The organism is Nitritalea halalkaliphila LW7 (genome assembly GCF_000265075.1).
Lineage (GTDB): Bacteria > Bacteroidota > Bacteroidia > Cytophagales > Cyclobacteriaceae > Nitritalea > Nitritalea halalkaliphila.
The window spans coordinates 1-19700 of the sequence record NZ_AJYA01000023.1; the positions used below are offsets into that span (position 1 = coordinate 1).

Sequence of the window (19700 nt, forward strand, 5' to 3'; positions counted from 1 at the left end):
CTTGGCAGTCTCAGAGGGCCGTGCAGCCTTACATGCCTTTTGTGCCCTAGGCACCACGATTAAGCAAGCAGGTTCGCAAGAGAAATTTAGACAGATCGACCAGACCTTTGTCCTTGATTTCGGAAAACTGTGCTTGCGCTTGGGGGCCAAAACCTTCTCTTATGTCTCTGCCTTAGGTGCTGACCACAGGTCAAAGGTTTTTTACAACCGGATCAAGGGGGAGACGGAGGCCAAATTAAAGGAATTAGGCTTTCCGCATTTGCTGCTGCATCGTCCCAGCCTACTTTTAGGTGATCGGGATGAATTCCGATTCGGAGAGTCTCTGGCCATGTATGCCATGCTTCCGCTCAAGTGGCTGCGGATCGGAGATTCATTTCGGGGAATCGAGGCCTCTAAAGTTGCACGCGGGATGTTGATCCATGCCTTCGAGAAGCGTCCGGCGTCTTTTAAAATAATTGTATCACGGGAAATGCACCAGTTTACACCATGATCGTATTGATTCAGCGTGTGCAGCATGCGAAAGTAGAGGTGTCCGGTCAAACCGTGGGGGCTATTGCACAAGGGTTGCTCGTCCTCGTCGGAATAGAGGCAGCAGATACTGCCGAGGATGTGGACTGGCTAAGTCGGAAAGTTTGCCAGCTTCGTATTTTCGCCGATGAGCAGGGAGTTATGAATAAAAGTGTGCTGGAGGTAGGCGGAGAAATCCTTTGTATTTCACAGTTTACCCTGCATGCCAGCACGAAAAAGGGTAATCGTCCGAGTTATATCAAAGCCGCTCGACCCGAGCAGGCACAACCACTCTATGAAGACTTTTGCACGGCTTTAGAAGGGCATCTGGGAGGGCCTGTGGCCAAAGGGATTTTCGGGGCAGATATGCAAGTAAGCCTGCTGAACGATGGTCCGGTTACCTTGCATATCGACTCCAAAAACCGCGTATAGTGACTCTTTTTTATCGGATACCTTTGGCACTCAAGCCTCTAATGCCAAACTTTAGAAGGTGTGCATGACGTGGCTGAATGGGGATTTCGGTGTCATTCAGGTACTCGTAGTCGAGAAACAGTCTAATTTGGGCAGCGCCCCTAAGCATGAGTCCCGTACTTACGCCAGCATTCACATTAAATTCAGCGGTTTCCCGAAAGCGATTCGTAAAGCCCTTTTCCTGACCGAATAGATTGGGCTGCACGTAGGTGTTCACAAACCATGCCACCTGCTCATCCTTAAAGGGCAGTAGGAAGTGTGCTTTTAAGGAAGTGGAGGCGATGAGCCGCTCTTGATTGAGCGATTCAGGTACTGGATTTATCGGGTCGCGCGTGTCTTGTAAAATGCTGTAAAGGTCCGTTCCGAGACTCAGCCACAACTCGCGCCGCTTCGGCAGCTGATAGGTGCGGATATGTTCTGCCCGAAAGCTGCCGTAAATAAGTGTGCGCTCTTCACCGATCGAAAGATTATCGATGTCATGCTTGCAGCGATGGTGGTAGCTAAACTGCCAAAAGCGATCTTCCGCCGTTTTTAAAGAATAAATAAAGCCCTCCGACCACCAAATGGCCCTGGGGTTAAAGGTGATCCGGTTAAAGGGATCTGCGATAAATTCGATCGTGGTGTAGATGGAAAGTGTGCTTCTGTTGGAAAAGCGAATCAATTCGATGTTCGCTCCCAGCTCGTGGAACCATTCATGATCATCGTCGGAAAGTCCGGTATAGCGCCCAAATCCCGCCAGCCTGCAGTGCATGTGCACGGAGACTCGTTTGTTCTCTGGGAAGGAGGTGCTGTCAGCGAGGGGATTTATAATGAGATTTCGATCACTGAGACTGCTGAGCCTCACTAATGGAAATCCAAGATAAAAGGAGCAGCACGGTACATGAAATTCGGTATATACGGGAGGAAGCATGCATAGGTGTAAACGATTACAGGTATGCTTTCCTAAACCCATACATGTAGGTTTAGTTTATGGAAAGCAGGATCTTTTTCTTACTTGATTCCCACGAACTATGTCTCGCGCTTGTGAGCTACTGAAAGCCCCGATAAAAAAAAAGCCCCCACGAGTGTGGAGGCTTTTCGAAACTTAAACACCTACTTAAATTCATTTAAGTATTACAAAAATACGCCAGAGACCTCGAATTAGAAATACCTAATTTTAGGTATTTTTCACGACTATAAGGCCTTATTTTTATAATTTTTACCAAAATAGTTCAATAATGTTAGAATGCACGCTTTTCAAGGTGTTCTTCTAGCTGTAGTCTAGGAATTCCATCTGTTACCCATTCTGGCGCTTCCTCACCTTTTAAGAAGTGATCGAAGAACTCGAGCATGCGGACGCTGTAGTCTTTTCGATTTTCTAGTTTGCCCAAACCATGATTTTCACCTTTATACTGCACCATGATTACGGGCTTTTGTAGACGGCGTAAAGCATTATAATACTCGATGCCTGTGTGAAATCCACGGCTCCATCTTTATCGTTATGCAACATGAGGAGTGGCGTTTCCACATTTTTCACGTGGTAAATAGGGGAGTTGCGCTCATACGACTCCCAGTTTTCCCAAGGCGCGCCTCTGAAACGACCCTGTGAGGCTTCGAAAATGCTCATGTTACCGCTACCTGTGTTCCAATAAATCAGGTCATACATGGAAATCATATTCGTTAGTGGTGCCCCAGCAGCTGCGGCCTTAAAGCGTGGCGTTTGGGTGATAAGGAAAGAGGTTTGGTAACCACCCCAGCTGTGTCCATGTAATCCCATACGGTTTTCATCGATCACACCGGTTTTAATCGCTTCATCGACAGCCGGAAGAACGCACCATACAGCCGACATTCCCGGGTCATCTAGGGTGTAAACGATGTCTGGAATAAAGACCGCGTAACCATTAGAGGTGTAAATGGCAGGGTTCCAACCTGTCCCTGAGAAGTTCGGTCCAGCATAGTTGTGAAGCGTCTGAGATAGCTTTTCGTAGTAATAGATGATGGTAGGGTATTTTTTACCTTCCTCATAATTAGCAGGTAGGAAGAGCGCCCCTTGCAGTTTAGCCCCCTTATCTGAAGTGTAATCCACCAAGCGAACGCCCGAGCTCCACACATATTTATCTTTATCTGGGGCGTTTTTCGTCACTTGGACTGCATTTTTCAAGTTCATATCCGCCAAAAACATTTCCGTCGGCACCTGAAAGTTTTCACGGCTGAAGCTCAGCATATCCGCTTTTTTCGGCTTGGAAACGCGTGAAATCGCGGCATCCTCCCAAAGCAGCACTTCAGGACCTGCTACAAGGCCACGACGGCTGGCATTTAGGCGGGCTACACCACTTTTTTTTCGTCCACTCCCCATACATGCGCAGGTACTGCGGCTGGCTGAGGTCGATTCCTTTTTCCTCCATGTCCAACACATAGCGTGCCTGATAGCGAATGCCTTTTTCACGGCCATCCACAGTTAAATTAATCGCTGATCCACGACCTGTAACCGGTACCTGCCAAATATCCCAGCCATCACGAAGCAGCACAAACTGACTGTCTGCACTCCAGCCTAGAGGCGTATGCATAGGGTCTGACACGTTTCTGTCATTTTCAGTATCGATAAATGAAACAGGTAAACTTTCCGTCACTTTGGTCGTCTGCCCTGACTCGAGGTTCAAGACGTAAAAGTGCCCTTCCAAGCCATAAAGCCACTTTTTACCGTCAGGAGAGCTTCTCGGTAGGCTCGCGAAGGTAGGGAGGTAAAAGTTTCAAAACGAAGTACCTTTTCCCCCGTCTGTAGGTTCACACTATAAATATCACGGAAGTTTTGGCCGTCCAGATTGCTCTGTAACTCATAGGCACGCTCATCCATGCCCATCGCGAAGTGCTGCTTGGGCAGTAAGTTGAGGTCTTTCATCGTGCTGTCATTCAGTGTGATATGCTGCTTGTCCGCCACGCGATACATGCCGTAATAGCTCAGGTTTTTATCCTGATTCTCTAAAATTTGTTGACGCGACTGCAGCCTGCTATCTGCCCAGTGCAGATGGTCATATCTGTTTCTTGGCCTCATTCTTCTTGGCTTCGGACTTGACTTGGACTTATCTAAGGTATCTACTTTTGCTAGCGCTTCGCGCAAAGCCTTAATATCCGCGATAGATTCGTCGTTTCGCAGTTTTTCGATCATCACGCGTTCTAAGGAATCGCGATCGATCGTTTGCTCTCCTTCCTTGTCCTCTTTCTCAGGTGCATCCTCGGCTTTTTCGAGGCGATGTAAGCCGTAAAACAGGCGTGTCTTATCTTCTGACCAGCTCGGTCTGCGGTTCGGGCTGATGGTCATGCCACTCGATTTTAAGGCATCGATTTCCCGTGGATCTACCTGCGTCAGCTTTGGCGCGTTTAGCGCCGTAAGGCCCATCGCGATCCCGTGCTCCTGCTTGTATTTCTTATCCTTTATAAACTTAAGTAAGCTTAACGCATCGCCTTCCTCATTCCAAGATAGCGACTTATAGGAAGCCTCATCGTTATCGATTACCTGCGTGGTCCAGCTGCTCAGCTGCAGTAGATACAAGCCATTCCCGTTTTTATTCGCAGCATCTACCAAGTAGGCTAGGTGCGTCCCGGGTTTGTTGAAACTGTACTCGTACACATTGCCCAGATTCAGCTTTTTCTGCGTACTCAGCTCCATGAGGAGAAGATCAGAGCCCTTGCCGTCGCCCGCGCTCCCTTCTTTTAGCAAGTTGATCGCGATAAAGTTTCCGTTTTCATTGTTGAACGAAAAGTTCGTCACCTTATCGATCGAGGTTTCTTTCAGATCGCTTAGATTCAGAATGGTGAGCTTATCGGGCTTGCCTTTGCCGTTACTTTTAGCGGCTGCTTTTTTACTTTTATCGTCCTCATAGACTTTAAAAGCAAAATACCGGCTGTTTTCTGAAAACTCGAACATGGGAAAGTTGCTGGAGCCGATTTTAAATGTTTTCATGTCCTCTTTTTTAGAGGCATCATGTAAAATAAGCTCCGCGTCTCCATCCACTTCCGAGATGCTGTAGGCGACAAAACGCCCATCGGGGCTGATTTTCACCGCATTCGGGTTCATGGCTTTCCAGGAGGGAATGTCCTGCCAGGTCATCGGACGCGGCGTATCCTTTTCTTGTGCAAAAGCCCCCATACTCAGCCAGAGGCCAAGTAGGAGGGCAAGCATGCTTCTTCGGGGCATGTAGTTCATAAGCAAATAAGAGTAGTAAATTTTTCGGTTAGTTGGGATGCTGCACATAACGCTCGAAGAACTCGATGATGCGGCCGATGCGATCCATGCGGCGTGTGATGTCCCCAGAGCGGGAGAGCTCATGCCCCTCATCCGGGTAGCGCACGTATTCGACCGGCTTACCGAGGATTTTCAGGGATTTATAGAGCAGTTCGCTTTGGCGCACGCCCGTTCTAAGGTCCACATCTCCATGCTTTATCAGGAGCGGTGTCTGGATGTTTTGCACATAGGTTTGAGGGGAGTTGTAGTCCATGATTTCTTTCACGCCCTCTTCCCAGGGATAGCCGAAGTGGTTAGGCACCAGTCTCCACGCATTACCTTCTCCCAGGAAAAAGGTGAGTTCATAGACTCCGCGCTGCGCAAAGGCCGCCTTAAAGCGGTGGTCATGCCCGACGATCCAAGCGGTCAAGTAGCCGGCATAGGATCCTCCTGTAAGGAACAGCTGGTCTTCATCGATCCAGTCGTAGGTTTTTCCTGCCTCATCGAGGGCGCTCAGCACATCGGATGCAGGGCCATCTCCCCAGTTTTGGAAGTTCCCCTTTTGGAAGGCTTTTCCATATCCGCCAGAGCCTCTTGGGTTGCCATACACGACACCGTAGCCCTTCGCAGCCATGACTTGGAATTCATGCCACATAGAGCCTTCACCGGTCCCCACATAGCACTAGGCCCCCCATGCATTTGAAGGACGGTAGGGTATTTCACCCCTGGTTTTCGGCCGACAGGCTCCATCACCCAATACTCGATTTCGAAGCCATCGTCTGTTTTTAGCCGATGTGCTTTCGGGAAAGAAATTTCTTTTGTCGCCAGCCAGTCTTCGTTAAAACGAGTGATCTGCCGAGCGTTTTTCGCATTTTTATCCGCCAGATAAAGCTCAGAAGGGTTCTTCACCTCCGTAAAGGCATACAGCAGGCGGTCTCCGTGGAGGTCAAAACTGCCGACGCCCACTTGTCCCGTGATCAGCGGAGTGATTTTGGCATTGCTGGCCTGCACGCTCCATAGGGAGAAGCCTCCCTCATTGGCTGCGGTGAAATAGATGCTTTTGCTGTCGGTGCTCCACTTGGCACTTCCGACACTTCGGTCCAGGCTTTCGGTGAGCCACTTAAACCCGCTGCCATTCGCTTGGAGGACTCCGATCATGGATTGGTTATAGCTTGGCTCATCGATCTCTTGGCCACTTACCAAGATACTTTTTCCATCTGGGGAAAAGTTGGGATTGCCTACGCGGAAGCCCTCTAGGGCAAAGAAAACAGAGGCTTCCTGAGTGGCTAGGTCCACTTTCCATACCTCGGTATGCTGGGTGAAGTCGGGGTGGAGCTCATTTTTTAGGCTGGAGGCCAAGATGTAGCTTCCATCAGGCGACCAGGTGGCTCCGAAGTAGTTTTGGAAGCCGGAAGTCAGGGTGGTCTCTGTTTTTGACTCTAAGTCAATCGTGTAAAGATGAGAAAAATACAGGTCTGGGCTGAGGTCTTTTTCGCCGAGGAAATTAAGTCTGTCGATGACTTTAGGGTCCTGTTTCGCAGCATTTTTCGCCAGCCAGGCGCGCAGTTCGGCCAGGTCACCGTCCACATTTGGCTTCACTTCTTCTTTGGCTAGTCCTGCTTGGATGGCGCGGTAGTCTGGCTCATCGCCAAAGCTCCTTCCGGGGCGCTGGTGTTCCCAGTCGGGCTCCCCCTCGATGGCCCACATCGGAAGGGTGCTGGAGAAGAGGATTTTTTTGCCGTCAGGCGACCAGACCGGGTTGGAGGCGCCGTACTTGGCATCGGTGAGCACCTGCGCCTCTCCACCGTTTAGGGGGAGCAGCCAAATCTGGCTTTTGCCCTTATAGGCGCGTGTAAAGGCGAGGGTTTTTCCGTCGGGGGAGAAGCTGGCTCCGCTGCTGTTTGCCGTAGGTGAGCTGATGGGCCGCATGGTATTGGGCTGCTTCATGTCCATCATCCAGAGCTGCCGCTTATAGGTGAAGCTGCCCTGCTCTTCTTCCATGAAGCTTTTTACGAAGATGGCTTTTTCTCCGTCTGGGCTGATGGAAATTGACCCTGTGGTAACGATTTTGGTGAGGTCGGAGATGTTAACGGGTTCTTTTTGGCCGAAGGCCGAGAAAAAAGTTCCGAAAAAGAGAAGTAGAATGAGTAATCTACTGCTGAGATGTTGCATGGTTTCTATAGAATTACGTTATATTGTCGGATAATTCGGTAACTAAGCCTTTGTGTTCTTAGGGTAAACGGAAATAAAATAAAAATAGCTTCTCTATCATGTTGATTTCTGATCAAGAGGATTTTTTCGTGTTATTTGGCGAAAATCCCTGTCCGGTAGCATTTTTTGGCCCTGAAGGCCTGCGCTTCGCTAATAAAGCGTATGAGCAGTACCTGCTGCAGCTTTCGGAGGAGAGGAGTTCGCGGCTCGCTCAGCTTATTATGCAGCGCATAGCGGCTTATCCGGCGCTGGATGTTTCTGCGGAGGGGGGAGATCAGGCATCTAAAGATGAGATGGAGCTCTCCCTACACGCTGCCGGAGAGGGGCTATTTTTGGTTAAAGTAAACGATAAAAAGCTGCGTATCCAAAACGAACAGAAGCGAATTTCGCTTCCTCTCGTGCAGTACAGCCGCGAGATGCTGGTAATCGTGGATGAGGAGGGGCGTTTTTTTATTCCTTAACGAAGCAGTGAAAAAGCGGCTTGGCGTAGAGGAAAAGATGCTGGAGGATCAGTCTGTTTTTAACCTGAAGGAGAAAGGCATTATTCAGGTGACGAAGGGCTCTCTGAAGGAGATTTTAGAGGGAGGGCCTGGACATGAGGTGCAAGTGGATTTTTGGGTACTTTATAATTCGGAACGTCCTTTATTCGTGAAGAGCGTGGCGACTAATTTGCTCCATGATCCGACCGTTCGGGGGATTTTGTTTTCGGGAAGTGAGACGACGGCGTTTGTGGAGACAGAGGGCTCACTGAAGAAGCGGTATGCCTTAGAGCAGTTGATTAATAAGATTTCCACGAAGTTCGTGAATGCCAATGCAGAGGACTTACCGCTGATTTATCAGGAGTCCTTACGGATGTTAGGGGAGTATGAGCAGGCTGACCGGACGTATATTTTTCTTATCCATCATGAGCTGCAGGAGATGGAAAACATATACGAGTGGACAGCGGAAGGCATCGCCCCGGAGATTCATAATTTGAAACACTTGCCCTACGAAATGAACTTGCTCACGATGGTAACGCTGGCACGCGGAGATGTATTTATCGTACCTGATGTAGAGCATATGGATGACTTGTTTCAGTATGAGCAGGAGGTCTATAAGGCACAGGACATCAAATCGGTGATGCTGATTCCCATCTTTTCGGAGAATAAGCTGATTGGCTTTTTTGGACTAGATGCTGTTCGGGAAAAGCGAGACTGGGTAGAAAAAGATGAGTACGTCCTTCGCCAGCTGGGGGATATTTATGCGGCGGGCTTAACGAAGGGCCGTATGATTAGCGAGTTAAAGCGAAATGAAAGTCTTCTGGCGAGTACCGAGCTAATCGCGAAATCAGGCTCTTGGCGCTATAGTTTTATCACGAAGCGTTTTACATTCTCAGAGGGGCTGCGCCAGTTGTTCGAGCTGCAGCAGAAAGAGGATTCCATTCCGATTCAGCATTTCACTCAGATGATAGCGGAAAAGGGCAAGACACCTTTTCTGCGGCATCTGGTGGCCGCGGTGCAGGGGGATCTGACGAGCTCGGGACAGTTTATGCTGGAGACACCTTCGGGTCAATTTAAGCATGTGCAGTACTTCGTTAAAAGAGGGGATACGCTAGAAAATTCACATAATGAAGTGTATGGCTACTGTTTAGATGTGACCCATAAGCAGCAAGCAGAACGTTACCTGCGTTTTCAGTCGCAGGTATTGACCCAGGTGAATGATGCGATTTTCGTGACGAATGTGGGGTTGCAGCTGGTTTATCTCAACCGGGCGGCGGAATCTTTTCATCTTTTATATCGGGCATTTAAGCAGGATGCGGAGATTTCCTTAGATCAACTTTTAGAGCCTTCTACGCTGCGCAAAGGAACTTTAGAAGCCATTCAGCAGCAGCTACAGCTGCATGAGGTATGGAAGGGCTTTCTAAGCTGGTACCAGGAGGGGCAGGAGATTCCGGTAGAGTTAAGTGCTTCTCTTTTAAGAAATGAAGACGGTGATCCTATCGGCTATTCCTTTGTGATGCGGGATTTAACGGCTTTGCGCCAGCAAGAAGCCTTAGCGCGGCAGGCGCAAACGATCGTGGAAAATTCTACGGCCATTCTATTTACGGTGAATCCAGCGGAAAATTTTAGGATTACCTACATAACAGAAAATGTGCAGCATTTCGGATACTGTGCTGCGGACTTAGTGGATGCCGGTGTGAGTTTACTGGACTTGGTGCATGAAGAGGACCGTCCTACTATAGAGGCTTTTTATTCCAGTGAAAATCGTGCCGAGGACATGGTTTTCTCAGGCGAATATCGCTTGAGATGTGCCGATGGACGCTATATCTGGGTTTCCGATAAATCCACCAATACGCTGCAGCAGGGTTCGGGGATGGTGCTCCATGAGGGGGTTATCCAGGATATCACAGAGCAGAAAAAATACCGAGAGGCCCTGGAAAGAGGGCAGCGTCTGTACCGCTTGCTCGCTTCTAATTTGCCCGGAACGGGCGTGCTCCTGCTTACCCCAGAACTGGAAATATTAGTGGCAGAGGGTAGCGTCCTACAGGAGTGGGAACCGGATACGCGGGCATTAGAGCGGCGTGCCATGACGGATTTCCAGGGTGCTCACTGGGCTACACTGCAGGAGGCAGTCAAAGGCAGCCAGCGCAATCAGGCGATGAAGGTGATCACCTTTAGCCATCAGGAGAGGTACTACGAGGCGTACTGCAATCCAATTATAGAAAAAAATCAGTTGCAATCCATGCTGGTGGTTATTCGCGACATCCATCATGAGTTTACCTACCAGCAGGCGCTTAAGGAGTCAGAGAGCAAGTACCGTACGCTGGTGGAGGAATCGACGGAAATTATTTTCTCGATTTCGAGTGATTTACGCCTCTCCTATATTTCTCCGAATGTGACGCAGTATTTTGGGTACAGCCCAGAGGAGGTGCTCGGGCTTTCTATTTTGCGGCTGATTAGTGAAGAAGATCGAGAGGTGTTTGAACAATCTTTAGATGCAGTGGACCCTTACGATTTCTTTGCACAGCACCAGTTCCTCGAATTCAAGCTCCGCACGAAAGAGGGGGTTCTGAAGGTACTGAGTTCAAATGGGAAATTAGTCTATGGGGAAGACGGGGAGGTAACCAGTTACATGGGGGTGGCTCGCGATATCACCCATCTGAAGGAGACCCAAAAAGCCCTTTACTATGCCAAGATCAAGGCAGAGGAGGCCCTCCGCGTGAAGTCGCAGTTTCTTTCGATCATGAGTCATGAAATTCGGACGCCGATGAATGCGGTGATTGGCATTTCTCACTTGCTGCTGCAGGATAATCCCCGCTTGGACCAACTGGAAAACCTGAAGACCTTACAGTTTTCGGCAGAAAATCTTATGGCACTCATTAATGATATTTTAGATTTTAATAAAATCGATAGCGGCAAGCTACAGTTGGAGCACATTCCCTTCCAGCTGAAAGACAACATACAGAAGATCGTGCGTTCCTATTCCTACACGGCCTCGGAGAAGGGGCTACGGCTGAAGGCAGACGTGCAGGAGGGTATTCCGGAGCAGGTACTGGGCGATCCGACGCGTATCTCGCAAATTCTGAATAATCTGGTAAGTAATGCACTGAAATTCACCGAGTCGGGGCATGTGTTGCTGCGCGTGGTGCTGAAAGAGAAGACCGATCGTAGCGTACAGCTTTTATTTGAGGTGGAAGATACAGGGATCGGGATCCCAGACGACAAGAAAGAGAGTATTTTTGAAGCCTTCACGCAAGCGAGCAGTGAGACCACCCGCAAGTATGGAGGTACTGGCTTGGGGCTAGCTATCGTCAAGCGCCTGATCGAGATGCACGGCAGCGATATACAGGTAAAGGATAATTTTTATGGCGGGACTACCTTTAGCTTTTTACTGGAGTTCACTTATGAGACTGTCACCGAAAAGCCAAAAGAAGTGCGTGCTGTAGAGGAGGATCAGGCCTATTTTTCCCGTCTGCGCGTACTGGTGGCGGAGGACAATATGGTCAATCAGCTCATGATCCGTAAGTTTATGGAGCGCTGGGGGGTAGGAAACATTCGTTTGGTCGACAATGGTGAAGAAGTGTTAAAGGCCTTAGAAGAGGAATCCGCTGACCTCTTACTGCTGGACCTACAAATGCCTGTCATGGATGGTTTTGAGGCTGCGCGTCTGATACGTTCGAATCCCTTAAAGCCCTATGCGGACATTCCCATCATAGCGCTGACGGCGTCTTCCATTGTGGATATTCAGCAGGATATCCGTGCAGCTGGTATTTACGATCACATGGGTAAGCCCTTCGACCCGCAGGAGTTAAAGAAAAAGTTAATGCAGGTAGCACAACAGCTTTAGGCGCTGTCCTCTGCTGATCACCTGCTTTTTTCCCAGTCGATGCTGAAGGCCTTTCGCCATCTCCCTGCTTTCCCTTACCTTTGCACCTGTATGTGTAGGAAGACACTTTTATACATTTGGCTACTGGGTATGCTCATGCCCCTTCAGGCTTTTTGTCAGCTGGATCTGACGAATCGGTCGACCGTATACGGGACTTTCGGCCTCACAGGGGCCACGAATAGGGAGTTTAATGAGCTGCTGAGCAGCAAAGGCCTTTCCCCAACACGGAACGGTTACATGAACTTTGGCTTGGGTTTTCAAACCCGCTACAATGATTTTCTGGTGGGCTTCGAGCTCTTCCAAAACGTGGGGCAGTATGCTACTTTTAACGATTTTAGGATTAACCAGCGTAGCACCCGTTTTTATGCGAACGTGGGCTATGCACTCACAGAGGAGGGTCGGTTTCAGTTCTTGCACTATCTTTCGCTCGGTGCGGGGTTTCTGAACTTCCAAATGCTCCGGGACACCCCCCGTGAGACTTTCGGGCACTTTCTCGACCAGCCCCAGCAGGGTTTTATTTTACGCGATGGGGATATTCACCGTGGAACCAGTGCGCTTACGGGCTTTCTGACGGAGATAGGCTTTCAGGCGAGCTATGACTTCTTTATTCCCGGCAGGGGCGAAATGCTTGAGGTCATCACCCGCTTTGGATATGCTTTCAGTCCCTTCGAAAATTCCTGGGAAATGGCTGGAATGAGCTTTAACAACCTGATGAGTGGTGCCTTTTTCCGTATGGGCCTGGGCCTAACGCTGCCGGATCAAAACTTTTTCTATAAAGATGCGACCTTAGGTGTTTACTTCCTGTATGGTCCTAATTTCACTGCGCCAGAGGCCTTAAATGAAGCGCTCGAAGGTGCTGGCCTCCAGCCGGTAGCGAACAGGGCGAATAACTTCGGGATGCGCATCATGGGGGAGTCTAAGCAGTTTTTGTATGCCATAGACATCTATAATTCTGGGCACAGCGGTACGGCGAATGCTTCCTCCACACATACCTTGAATTTTGCACGCATGTATCTCAGCGGGGGGAGGAAGTTTTTCGAATGGAAGAATTTCGAGCTGGGTGGGCTCCTCGGGCTGGGCTATGCGAATCTGCGCTATACGCTGCTGGCGCAGCAAAGACCCGATTTCCCAGTTCTTTTCGAAGAACCTTTTCATGATGGCTATGTGAGGACGAGCGGTTTGGCGGTTAAGCCTGAAACTTCTTTTCTCTACGGTATTCCACTGACTAAAAGCCAGCTTTTTAATGTCGTCGTAGGGGTGAATGTAGGATTCGAACTCCCCATCGGAAGTTTTGACCTTCTCGATGTGCCGATGGGTTCCTATGTGCGCAGTCCTTATGCGCAACTGGTCATCGGGTTGCGTCCCTAAGGGGGCGCAACGAAATACGTATAGGAGTTATAATTGGCATCTATACTTGGCTCAATTAGTGGGCAGTAGCTTAAAGAGGTCCTAAGGCTTGATTCTCTGTACGCGATCAAAACTATCACTTAACCACTCTCTTTCATCCATACCATTTCACTTACAGCTTGCCATATCGGCTCACTTACTACTTCTAGCTCTTTGCACCTGTAGTAGAGGTTAGTTCGATTAATCACTCGGTTAGCAGCAAGGACAGACTTCTTTAAACCAGAGCTAAGCCACTCCCGGTAAAGCTCCTGGTAAAACTCTTTGTCTTTTATTTCCATTTCGCAAGACTACAAAATCCCATGCCTACGGAAAATACAGGGTTCGTCGTACGGATACGGATAAGACAAAAGTAATATACTGATAATGGAGACTAGTTGTCCCATTCATAGATTTTTGAAAAAAAATCTCCATAAACTCTTGCATTACACACACACATTATATTAGTAGCAAAAATGTAAAGCTAAAATAGGACTGGCAATCCGTATGACTCAATAGAAAGGTAATAGTCTTATGCTTAAGACTAAGTATTCACAAAATCATTAAAGTAAATAGACATGAAACGAAGATTATCTTTATTATGTAGCGGAATTCTAATATTCGGAGGACTTTCTTTTAGTAATTTGACTATGGCTTCTGATGTCCCACAACTAAAAAAAAGAATTTTGTGCTATAAGTCAAGCCGAAAAATGTAAACAAAAAGGAACAACTTGCGAAGGCAGAAAAATCTGCTTTTGGCAAGATGCTAAAGATGTCGTAGTAATTGCTGCTGCGGTGGTAGCCATTGTGACTGCTGTTTCATCTAGTGAATAAACAATTCTTTAATATAGTTGTCTTATTGAAGTTAAAATACATTTAAGATATTTCCTCACAAACTGTCTAAAATATAAGTGGATTGTATTTTGTGAAGAAGTACTATAAAATAATGTTTGACTTAACATCGATAAGGCAACTTTTCTCTTAACTTATGGAAAAATTAAGATTGATATGTTTTCTTTTTTTTTATTGTCTCATGTTCAGGCGAAAAGGCGGCTATCGAATCTGTTGAAACTATAGAACGGGATGTGAATTTTACCCAAAAAATGGTAAGTATAGACACGCATAGCATCACCATTGATTCCTTGACGCTCCCATTTTACGATTATTTTCAGGTAATCGAGGAGAATGGAATTTCTTACCTGCTAGGCTTCAATCGACAGCAGGTCTCTTTGGATTTTATCCCATTGGATGGAGACAGTATCCCTATACGTCACATCTTTTTTGAAGAAGATGGACCGGGAAGTATAGAGGCTGATTTAGATATGTTTTGGTACTTCAATTCGGATAGTATTGTAATGATCCAAGATAGAAGTAAGCGGATGAAAGTTTTTAATGTACGCGGTGAGTTACTTAGTGCACCAGCAGTTCAATTGAGAGATAATAAAGGAACGCAGCTATACCCGGTCGCTTATGCACATCAAGGGCAAAGACCCATTTTTGAAACCTCGAACTGGATATTGCCTGTATACCCTGATATAGATGTCGCCTCGGCCAACTATTACAAAAAGGATAAGTTTGTAGTGTGGGATCCTGTAACTAATGAAGCGAAAACTACCTTCGGTGCATACCCGGAAGTTTACAGAGGAGATGCTTATTACGATATTTTGCGTGAACCGACCCTTACTCATTCGCACAGAAGCACGTATTTAGTTACTTTTCCTGCCGATCCAAGTATTTATGAATATATCCTAGACAGTTCAAATGTAGTCCAACACCACTATCCCAAACTGAAGCAGTATGAAAATGTGGGCGTAAAACGGTACGCTGATTTTCAGCAATTCGTCAATCATTATATTTCTTCTGCATGGTTTCAGCAAGTTCTTTTTGACCCCTACAGGCAGGTTTACTACAGGTTTTTGAAGGAAAAACAGGATTTAATAAATCCTCAGGGTACTAAAAATACGGCTTTGGATGCTCAGTGGAAAATATTGATAATGGATAAAGCGTTAAACGTAGTCGGTGCTACAGACTTGGATACCCAGACTTACAACCCCATGTTCACATTTGTAAGAAAAAATGGCCTTTATATATTTAGTAATGAAAGGAAAAATGATGATGAAATGGTTTTTGGAATCTTTAACTGGGAAGAGGAGTAAATTGATATACCTTCTTTTTCTTCTAGGATGTGAAGCTAATAGCCTCAACCCATATGTATATGGTCAAAATTTAGAGTATTATCTTGAAAAAAATAAATTTTCAACTAACTACTAATCAGGTCTTATTGTTGCCTTTAGATAGTTGTGGACTGTGCGTCGATGAAGTACTGGAACAGCTGGAAAAAACTGAGCGAGAGATTTCGGTGGTTCTTTCAGGGAATGTGGTGTCAAAAGAGAGGCTTGAAAAATCGAAAAAATTAATTTCAAAAACAAACTTAAAAATCGTGATCGATGAAAACAACCTTATGAAATCATACGATTTGAATGCATTTAGTCCTATATTGATTGATGTTACCGCTAAAAAATATACGTATGTTTCGCTTTCTCCTCAAAACGCTGCTGCCTATTTATAGTTTTTTTCTGGTCGCCACAGCTATTAATGCCCAAGAAGCTGTTCCTGAACTGGTTTATGGCTGTGAAAACTGTATTCTGACCTCCTTCTTGCCCATGGGTGAACAAAAGGTATTGATCTATGCCTCCAATAAAAGACCCATGAAAAGGAAGATGTACTTGTTGGATAAAGCTAATCTTGTAGTGGATGAAATGAAAATTGATGCAGCTCAAAGTTTTGTAAAGGTAAATGACTCCATTTTCAGTCCTTTAGACGTAAGTTATTCACTGATGATAAATACAGCCAATAATCGGTTTGAAGTAGTAGAGGCCTACGAATTTTATAACGGGAAGCAGCATGGAATCAATACTCCGAATACATTTTTGAATCCAGATTATATTGTTGGCCGGGATTACGTAGAAAGGGGTCCAAATGAAACAGGGACGCAAATTATTTTGATCAAAAGGCCTGGTGATAAAATTATTAATCCAAGCAGAAGATTTCGGCACATGGGATACGGTTTTACAAAAAATCCACCTTTTGATTATGGCTTTATTTCGGCACAAGATACTACTGTAATCCTTCATCCAAATGGTAAAATGATAGGTAAACATAATGAGACATTTACCGCTTATTATGGATATAAGGAGGGAGTTACATTCATTTGGTCATCTACGCATAAGACGTTAGTTCGATTGGATAAGGAGGGTAGAATTCAACGTTCAAAGGTTCCCGTAAAGAACGATAACACAGAGATGAAAATGCTGTTTGATCAGCCATATGGTGAGGTTTATCTGCTTGCATGGGAGTCTGGCTTAGGTGATGATGCAAGCAAGACCTATACACTTCATAAGGTAGATGATGCCAATCAGGTTAAGCCAATTTACAATCTTTCATTTTTCCCTTTGGTCATAGATAAGGGTTACGTATATGAAGGAAGGCAAGGGAGAAAATCCTTCGATGTGTTTCGCTACCCCCTCAAAGGACAAGTACCAGAAAAGATAGTTCCTTTTGAGTATTAACTCATCCTACACTGCCACCCCATCGAAAGGGTTAAATCTCGGTATCCGTTCGACGTGTTAAAAGGCATTTATGAGATGAAAAACAAAAGGAAAATTCAATTAAGAATGATCAGCAAATCGTCTGATGATGGGGAGTAGTTCAAGTGTCCATACAAAACTTTTTTTCTAGGCGCTTCCCACGCCCTCCCAAAAGGATGCTCCCTCTTCCGTAAAAACCTTTTCAGGAGATTGGGAGTTATCCTTCCTGTGAAAAAGCAACATTTACCCGAAAAGATGTGTCCCGTATGCCAGCGCCCTTTTACCTGGCGTAAAAAGTGGAAAAGAATTGGGAGGAGGTCAAGTACTGCTCTAAGCGCTGTGCTGGAAATAAACAAGCGAAGAAGTAAATGCTCCCTCGCTTGCTTTAGTAAAAGGTAAAGATGATTTTTTACGATGTTCAAGGCTATGCTTGACTAAAGCCGAGCGCGTAGTTTACAAAGGGAAATCTCCTTTGACTACCAGTCAAAGTCGCAGAAGATTTCATCTGAACCGATGGGAGCCCCATCCGGCACTTTCAGCGTACTGCGTCTTCCCACAGGCATTTTTTCACTTAGAAAATGCGTTACCTTATCTCGAATCAGGGCGCGATGAAGCGCTAGAAGAGATGTTTCGCTGCTTCCTTTTTTCTCCGCTGTCTGGATCAAAGCGATTTCCTGGAGCTTTCCCCTGCTGATCGCCTGAACGGAAGGACTGCTGCCGGGATCAGCAGCGATACGCTCCAAATGTTCTACTAACTTGTGTTCGGCGAGCACCTGAAGCTCATCTGCGTACGTGGCCGAATAGCGGCGGGCCACCAAGGCATCGCTGAGCGCATCCACTACATCCTGATAACTCGGCAGGGAAGCCTCGAACAGGTGCTGCTGATGCAGGCGATTAGCTCTTCCAGATTCTAACAGGAAGCCCAGCGCGAGGTCCAGAACATTTTCTGCTGGCGCAAAAGGATCGAAATTCAAACCATTTCGACTTGGAAAGGTCTCACGGTTCCGGCCATAGCCCATAGGACGAGGAGGAATGCGCTCAAGCACAAATTCAGGAAGTGCCAGTTGCTCCACTTGTAACGAGGCCAAGATGGCCTCCAGTGCTTTCTTCTGTGTGGCAGCATCTAAACGCGCCTGAATACGCTGATTATCTCCTTTGACCTTATAGGTGTAATCCAGTCCGCCGATCAACTTACTCGTAGCTTCCAGCTGATAGCGGTGCATCAGGTAGAGCGGCACTAAAACCTCTTCCAGCTGTGCTTCAGGTGTTCCATCGGGAATACTGTTGAGCGAAAAGGTGGCGAGTTTTTGCTTCCGAATCTGCAGCATGCGCATCAGCTCCTCCGCCGCATTGTCTCCATTATCCCAAAGATGTGCTTGCGGATGGCTGCCACTTGGATGGCGCGCATCTGTATCCGAGATAAAGGTATGTCCATCGGCATAGGTGTCTTCCAGTAACTGCTTTAAATGCGCTGACTCCGACTGACCTTCGGGAACAGTTTCATAGCCATAGCGGATGGCCCAGACATCCCAAGCACCAATCTTCTGCTCATAAGCATTTGAAAAATCAGGCTTACCTTCTGCATCTAAGGTAATCAGCGGATAGGGATAATCCATCACGGAGGCACGATTCGATGGTGATGAGGCATAAGCATGCGCCAGGCCTATCGTATGCCCGATCTCATGTGCAGAGAGCTGACGTAGTCGGGCCAGTGCCATTTCTAAAAGCGGATTTTCATCCGGATGTTCGGCATCATAAGGCTGTGCAAGCCCCTGTGCGATAAGGAAGTCTTGGCGCACGCGTAAAGACCCCAGACTCACATGCCCTTTTAAGATTTCTCCTGTGCGGGGGTCGCGAATGGAACTGCCATAAGACCATCCTCTTGTCGCGCGATGCACCCACTGAATAACATGGTAGCGCACATCCAGGGGATCGGCCCCTTCCGGCATAAGCTCCACACGAAAGGCATTCACGAAACCCGCCGCATCGAAGGCCTCCGCCCACCAGTTGCCCCCCTCGATTAAAGCGGAGCGAATCGGTTCAGGTGTCCCACGATCCACATAGTAGACGATGGGCTTCACCGCCTCCGACCGTGCTGCTGAGGGATCTTTTTTTTCTAGTCGATGACGTGAAATATACTTTTTGATGAGCGGACTGTTAATCGGGCTGCTATAGTCTTGATAGCTAATATGAAAATACCCTGACCGGGGGTCAAATTCCCTCGGCTGATAATTCGCATCCGGCAAGGCGATAAAGGAATGGCGCTGCCGCACGGTGATATGATCTGCATCTGGGCTCACGCTGCGGATATAGGAACCTTTTCCCTCACCACTAACCGTTAGGATGCTTTCTACTTCGGTGTTTAAGGGGAAATTCTTCACCATAGGAAAATGCAAGGCACTCCTGCTTGCATCTACCGTGTAGCGCCCTTGATTCGCATCTGTTAGCTTGCGCGCCACTTGGTGGGCATCCTGCAAATAAAAAGCAGTGGCATCCACTAAAATACTCCCATCGGGAGATCGTTCTGCGATATCAAAACCAAAGACTACAGACTGTGCAAAAGCATCTTCTACCGCTTTTAGCTCCGCCGGATTATCGGAATAAGCACGAAAACCGTAATTTTTCTCGATAAGCAAAAGCTTTTTACCGGCTTCTTGAAAGGCCACCACCCGCGTCTTGCCCAGCTGCCCCCTGTCTAGGCCTAAGTCATTCGAGCCTACGCCTGCGGCAAGACTGTTGACATACAAGAACTCCTTTTCCAGAAATTCCTGCGGAATCCGTAGGCTAATTTTCCCGGCTTGGCGCTCGATTTCTAATGGTATAAAGCCTTCGAGAAGCGCTTTCTTTTCTTGCTGCCCAAAGGCCGCGGCGCTGAAGAAGTAGAGCATAAGGAATAAAAATGCTTGTGACCGTGTTTTCATAGAGATAATGCTGCTTAACAGGTAAAAATACTTCTAAAAAATTCGGGTTATTTT

14 protein-coding genes and 2 pseudogenes are annotated in these 19700 nt (G+C 47.1%); 9 read left to right on the forward strand and 7 right to left on the reverse strand.

Annotation, left to right across the window (positions count from 1 at the left end):
• Nucleotides 1-490, forward strand: a 490-nt coding sequence (locus A3SI_RS19325) for a Rossmann-fold NAD(P)-binding domain-containing protein (RefSeq protein ID WP_040670540.1), incomplete at its 5' end; no start/stop codon positions are given.
• Entirely contained in the window at nt 487-939 is a 453-nt protein-coding gene (dtd, locus tag A3SI_RS08800) for a D-aminoacyl-tRNA deacylase (RefSeq protein ID WP_009055196.1), read from the forward strand. The genes A3SI_RS19325 and dtd, both read left to right, overlap by 4 nt.
• A gap of 10 nt (nt 940-949) precedes the next feature.
• On the opposite strand, the gene A3SI_RS08805 is transcribed toward dtd, so the two are convergent.
• The 6 genes and pseudogenes from A3SI_RS08805 to A3SI_RS08815 all read right to left on the reverse strand — a co-directional run bounded on the left by A3SI_RS08805 (nt 950) and on the right by A3SI_RS08815 (nt 7351).
• Nucleotides 950-1930, reverse strand: a complete 981-nt coding sequence (locus A3SI_RS08805) for a hypothetical protein (RefSeq protein WP_156810245.1) — start codon at nt 1928-1930, stop codon at nt 950-952.
• Between the two features lie 268 nt (nt 1931-2198).
• A pseudogene (locus A3SI_RS20650) lies at nt 2199-3313 on the reverse strand (alpha/beta hydrolase family protein).
• Entirely contained in the window at nt 3240-3617 is a 378-nt protein-coding gene (locus A3SI_RS20655; protein WP_238531687.1) for a hypothetical protein, read from the reverse strand. The pseudogene A3SI_RS20650 and the gene A3SI_RS20655 overlap by 74 nt, the downstream one beginning before the upstream one ends.
• On the reverse strand, nt 3614-5137 hold the full coding sequence (locus tag A3SI_RS20660) for a hypothetical protein (RefSeq protein ID WP_238531688.1): 1524 nt from the start codon (nt 5135-5137) through the stop codon (nt 3614-3616). The genes A3SI_RS20655 and A3SI_RS20660 overlap by 4 nt, the downstream gene beginning before the upstream one ends.
• Before the next feature lie 52 nt (nt 5138-5189).
• The gene (locus A3SI_RS20665; protein ID WP_238531695.1) at nt 5190-5789 is read right to left on the reverse strand and encodes an alpha/beta hydrolase family protein; all 600 of its coding nucleotides are present in this window, start codon (nt 5787-5789) and stop codon (nt 5190-5192) included.
• The gene (locus A3SI_RS08815) at nt 5693-7351 is read right to left on the reverse strand and encodes a S9 family peptidase (RefSeq protein ID WP_238531689.1); all 1659 of its coding nucleotides are present in this window, start codon (nt 7349-7351) and stop codon (nt 5693-5695) included. Before A3SI_RS08815 ends, A3SI_RS20665 begins: the two co-directional genes overlap by 97 nt.
• A 98-nt stretch (nt 7352-7449) precedes the next feature.
• Here A3SI_RS08815 and A3SI_RS08820 point away from each other — a divergent pair, with 98 nt between their 5' ends.
• From A3SI_RS08820 to A3SI_RS18200, 7 genes and pseudogenes are all read left to right on the forward strand, one after another.
• Nucleotides 7450-7851 carry a hypothetical protein gene (locus tag A3SI_RS08820; protein WP_009055200.1) on the forward strand — a complete coding sequence of 134 codons (402 nt, stop codon included), beginning with the start codon at nt 7450-7452 and terminating at the stop codon, nt 7849-7851.
• A gap of 7 nt (nt 7852-7858) precedes the next feature.
• Nucleotides 7859-11716 carry a PAS domain S-box protein gene (locus A3SI_RS17375; RefSeq protein WP_009055202.1) on the forward strand — a complete coding sequence of 1286 codons (3858 nt, stop codon included), beginning with the start codon at nt 7859-7861 and terminating at the stop codon, nt 11714-11716.
• Nucleotides 11717-11806: 90 nt separating this feature from the next.
• Nucleotides 11807-13123 (forward strand): hypothetical protein, encoded by a 1317-nt coding sequence (locus A3SI_RS08830; protein WP_040670558.1) that lies wholly within the window; start codon nt 11807-11809, stop codon nt 13121-13123.
• A gap of 1100 nt (nt 13124-14223) precedes the next feature.
• Nucleotides 14224-15294, forward strand: a complete 1071-nt coding sequence (locus A3SI_RS08840) for a DUF4221 family protein (protein ID WP_009055209.1) — start codon at nt 14224-14226, stop codon at nt 15292-15294.
• Nucleotides 15295-15377: 83 nt separating this feature from the next.
• Complete coding sequence (locus tag A3SI_RS18900; protein ID WP_156810246.1) at nt 15378-15707, forward strand: hypothetical protein; 330 nt, start codon at nt 15378-15380, stop codon at nt 15705-15707.
• A complete protein-coding gene (locus A3SI_RS08845) occupies nt 15667-16707 on the forward strand; it encodes a hypothetical protein (protein ID WP_009055211.1) in 1041 nt (346 codons plus the stop codon). The genes A3SI_RS18900 and A3SI_RS08845 overlap by 41 nt, the downstream gene beginning before the upstream one ends.
• Before the next feature lie 246 nt (nt 16708-16953).
• Nucleotides 16954-17093 (forward strand): annotated as a pseudogene (locus A3SI_RS18200) (DUF2256 domain-containing protein).
• Nucleotides 17094-17201: 108 nt separating this feature from the next.
• On the opposite strand, the gene A3SI_RS08850 reads toward A3SI_RS18200, so the two are convergent.
• A complete protein-coding gene (locus tag A3SI_RS08850; protein ID WP_156810247.1) occupies nt 17202-19646 on the reverse strand; it encodes a zinc-dependent metalloprotease in 2445 nt (814 codons plus the stop codon).
• Nucleotides 19647-19700 lie beyond the last annotated feature (54 nt).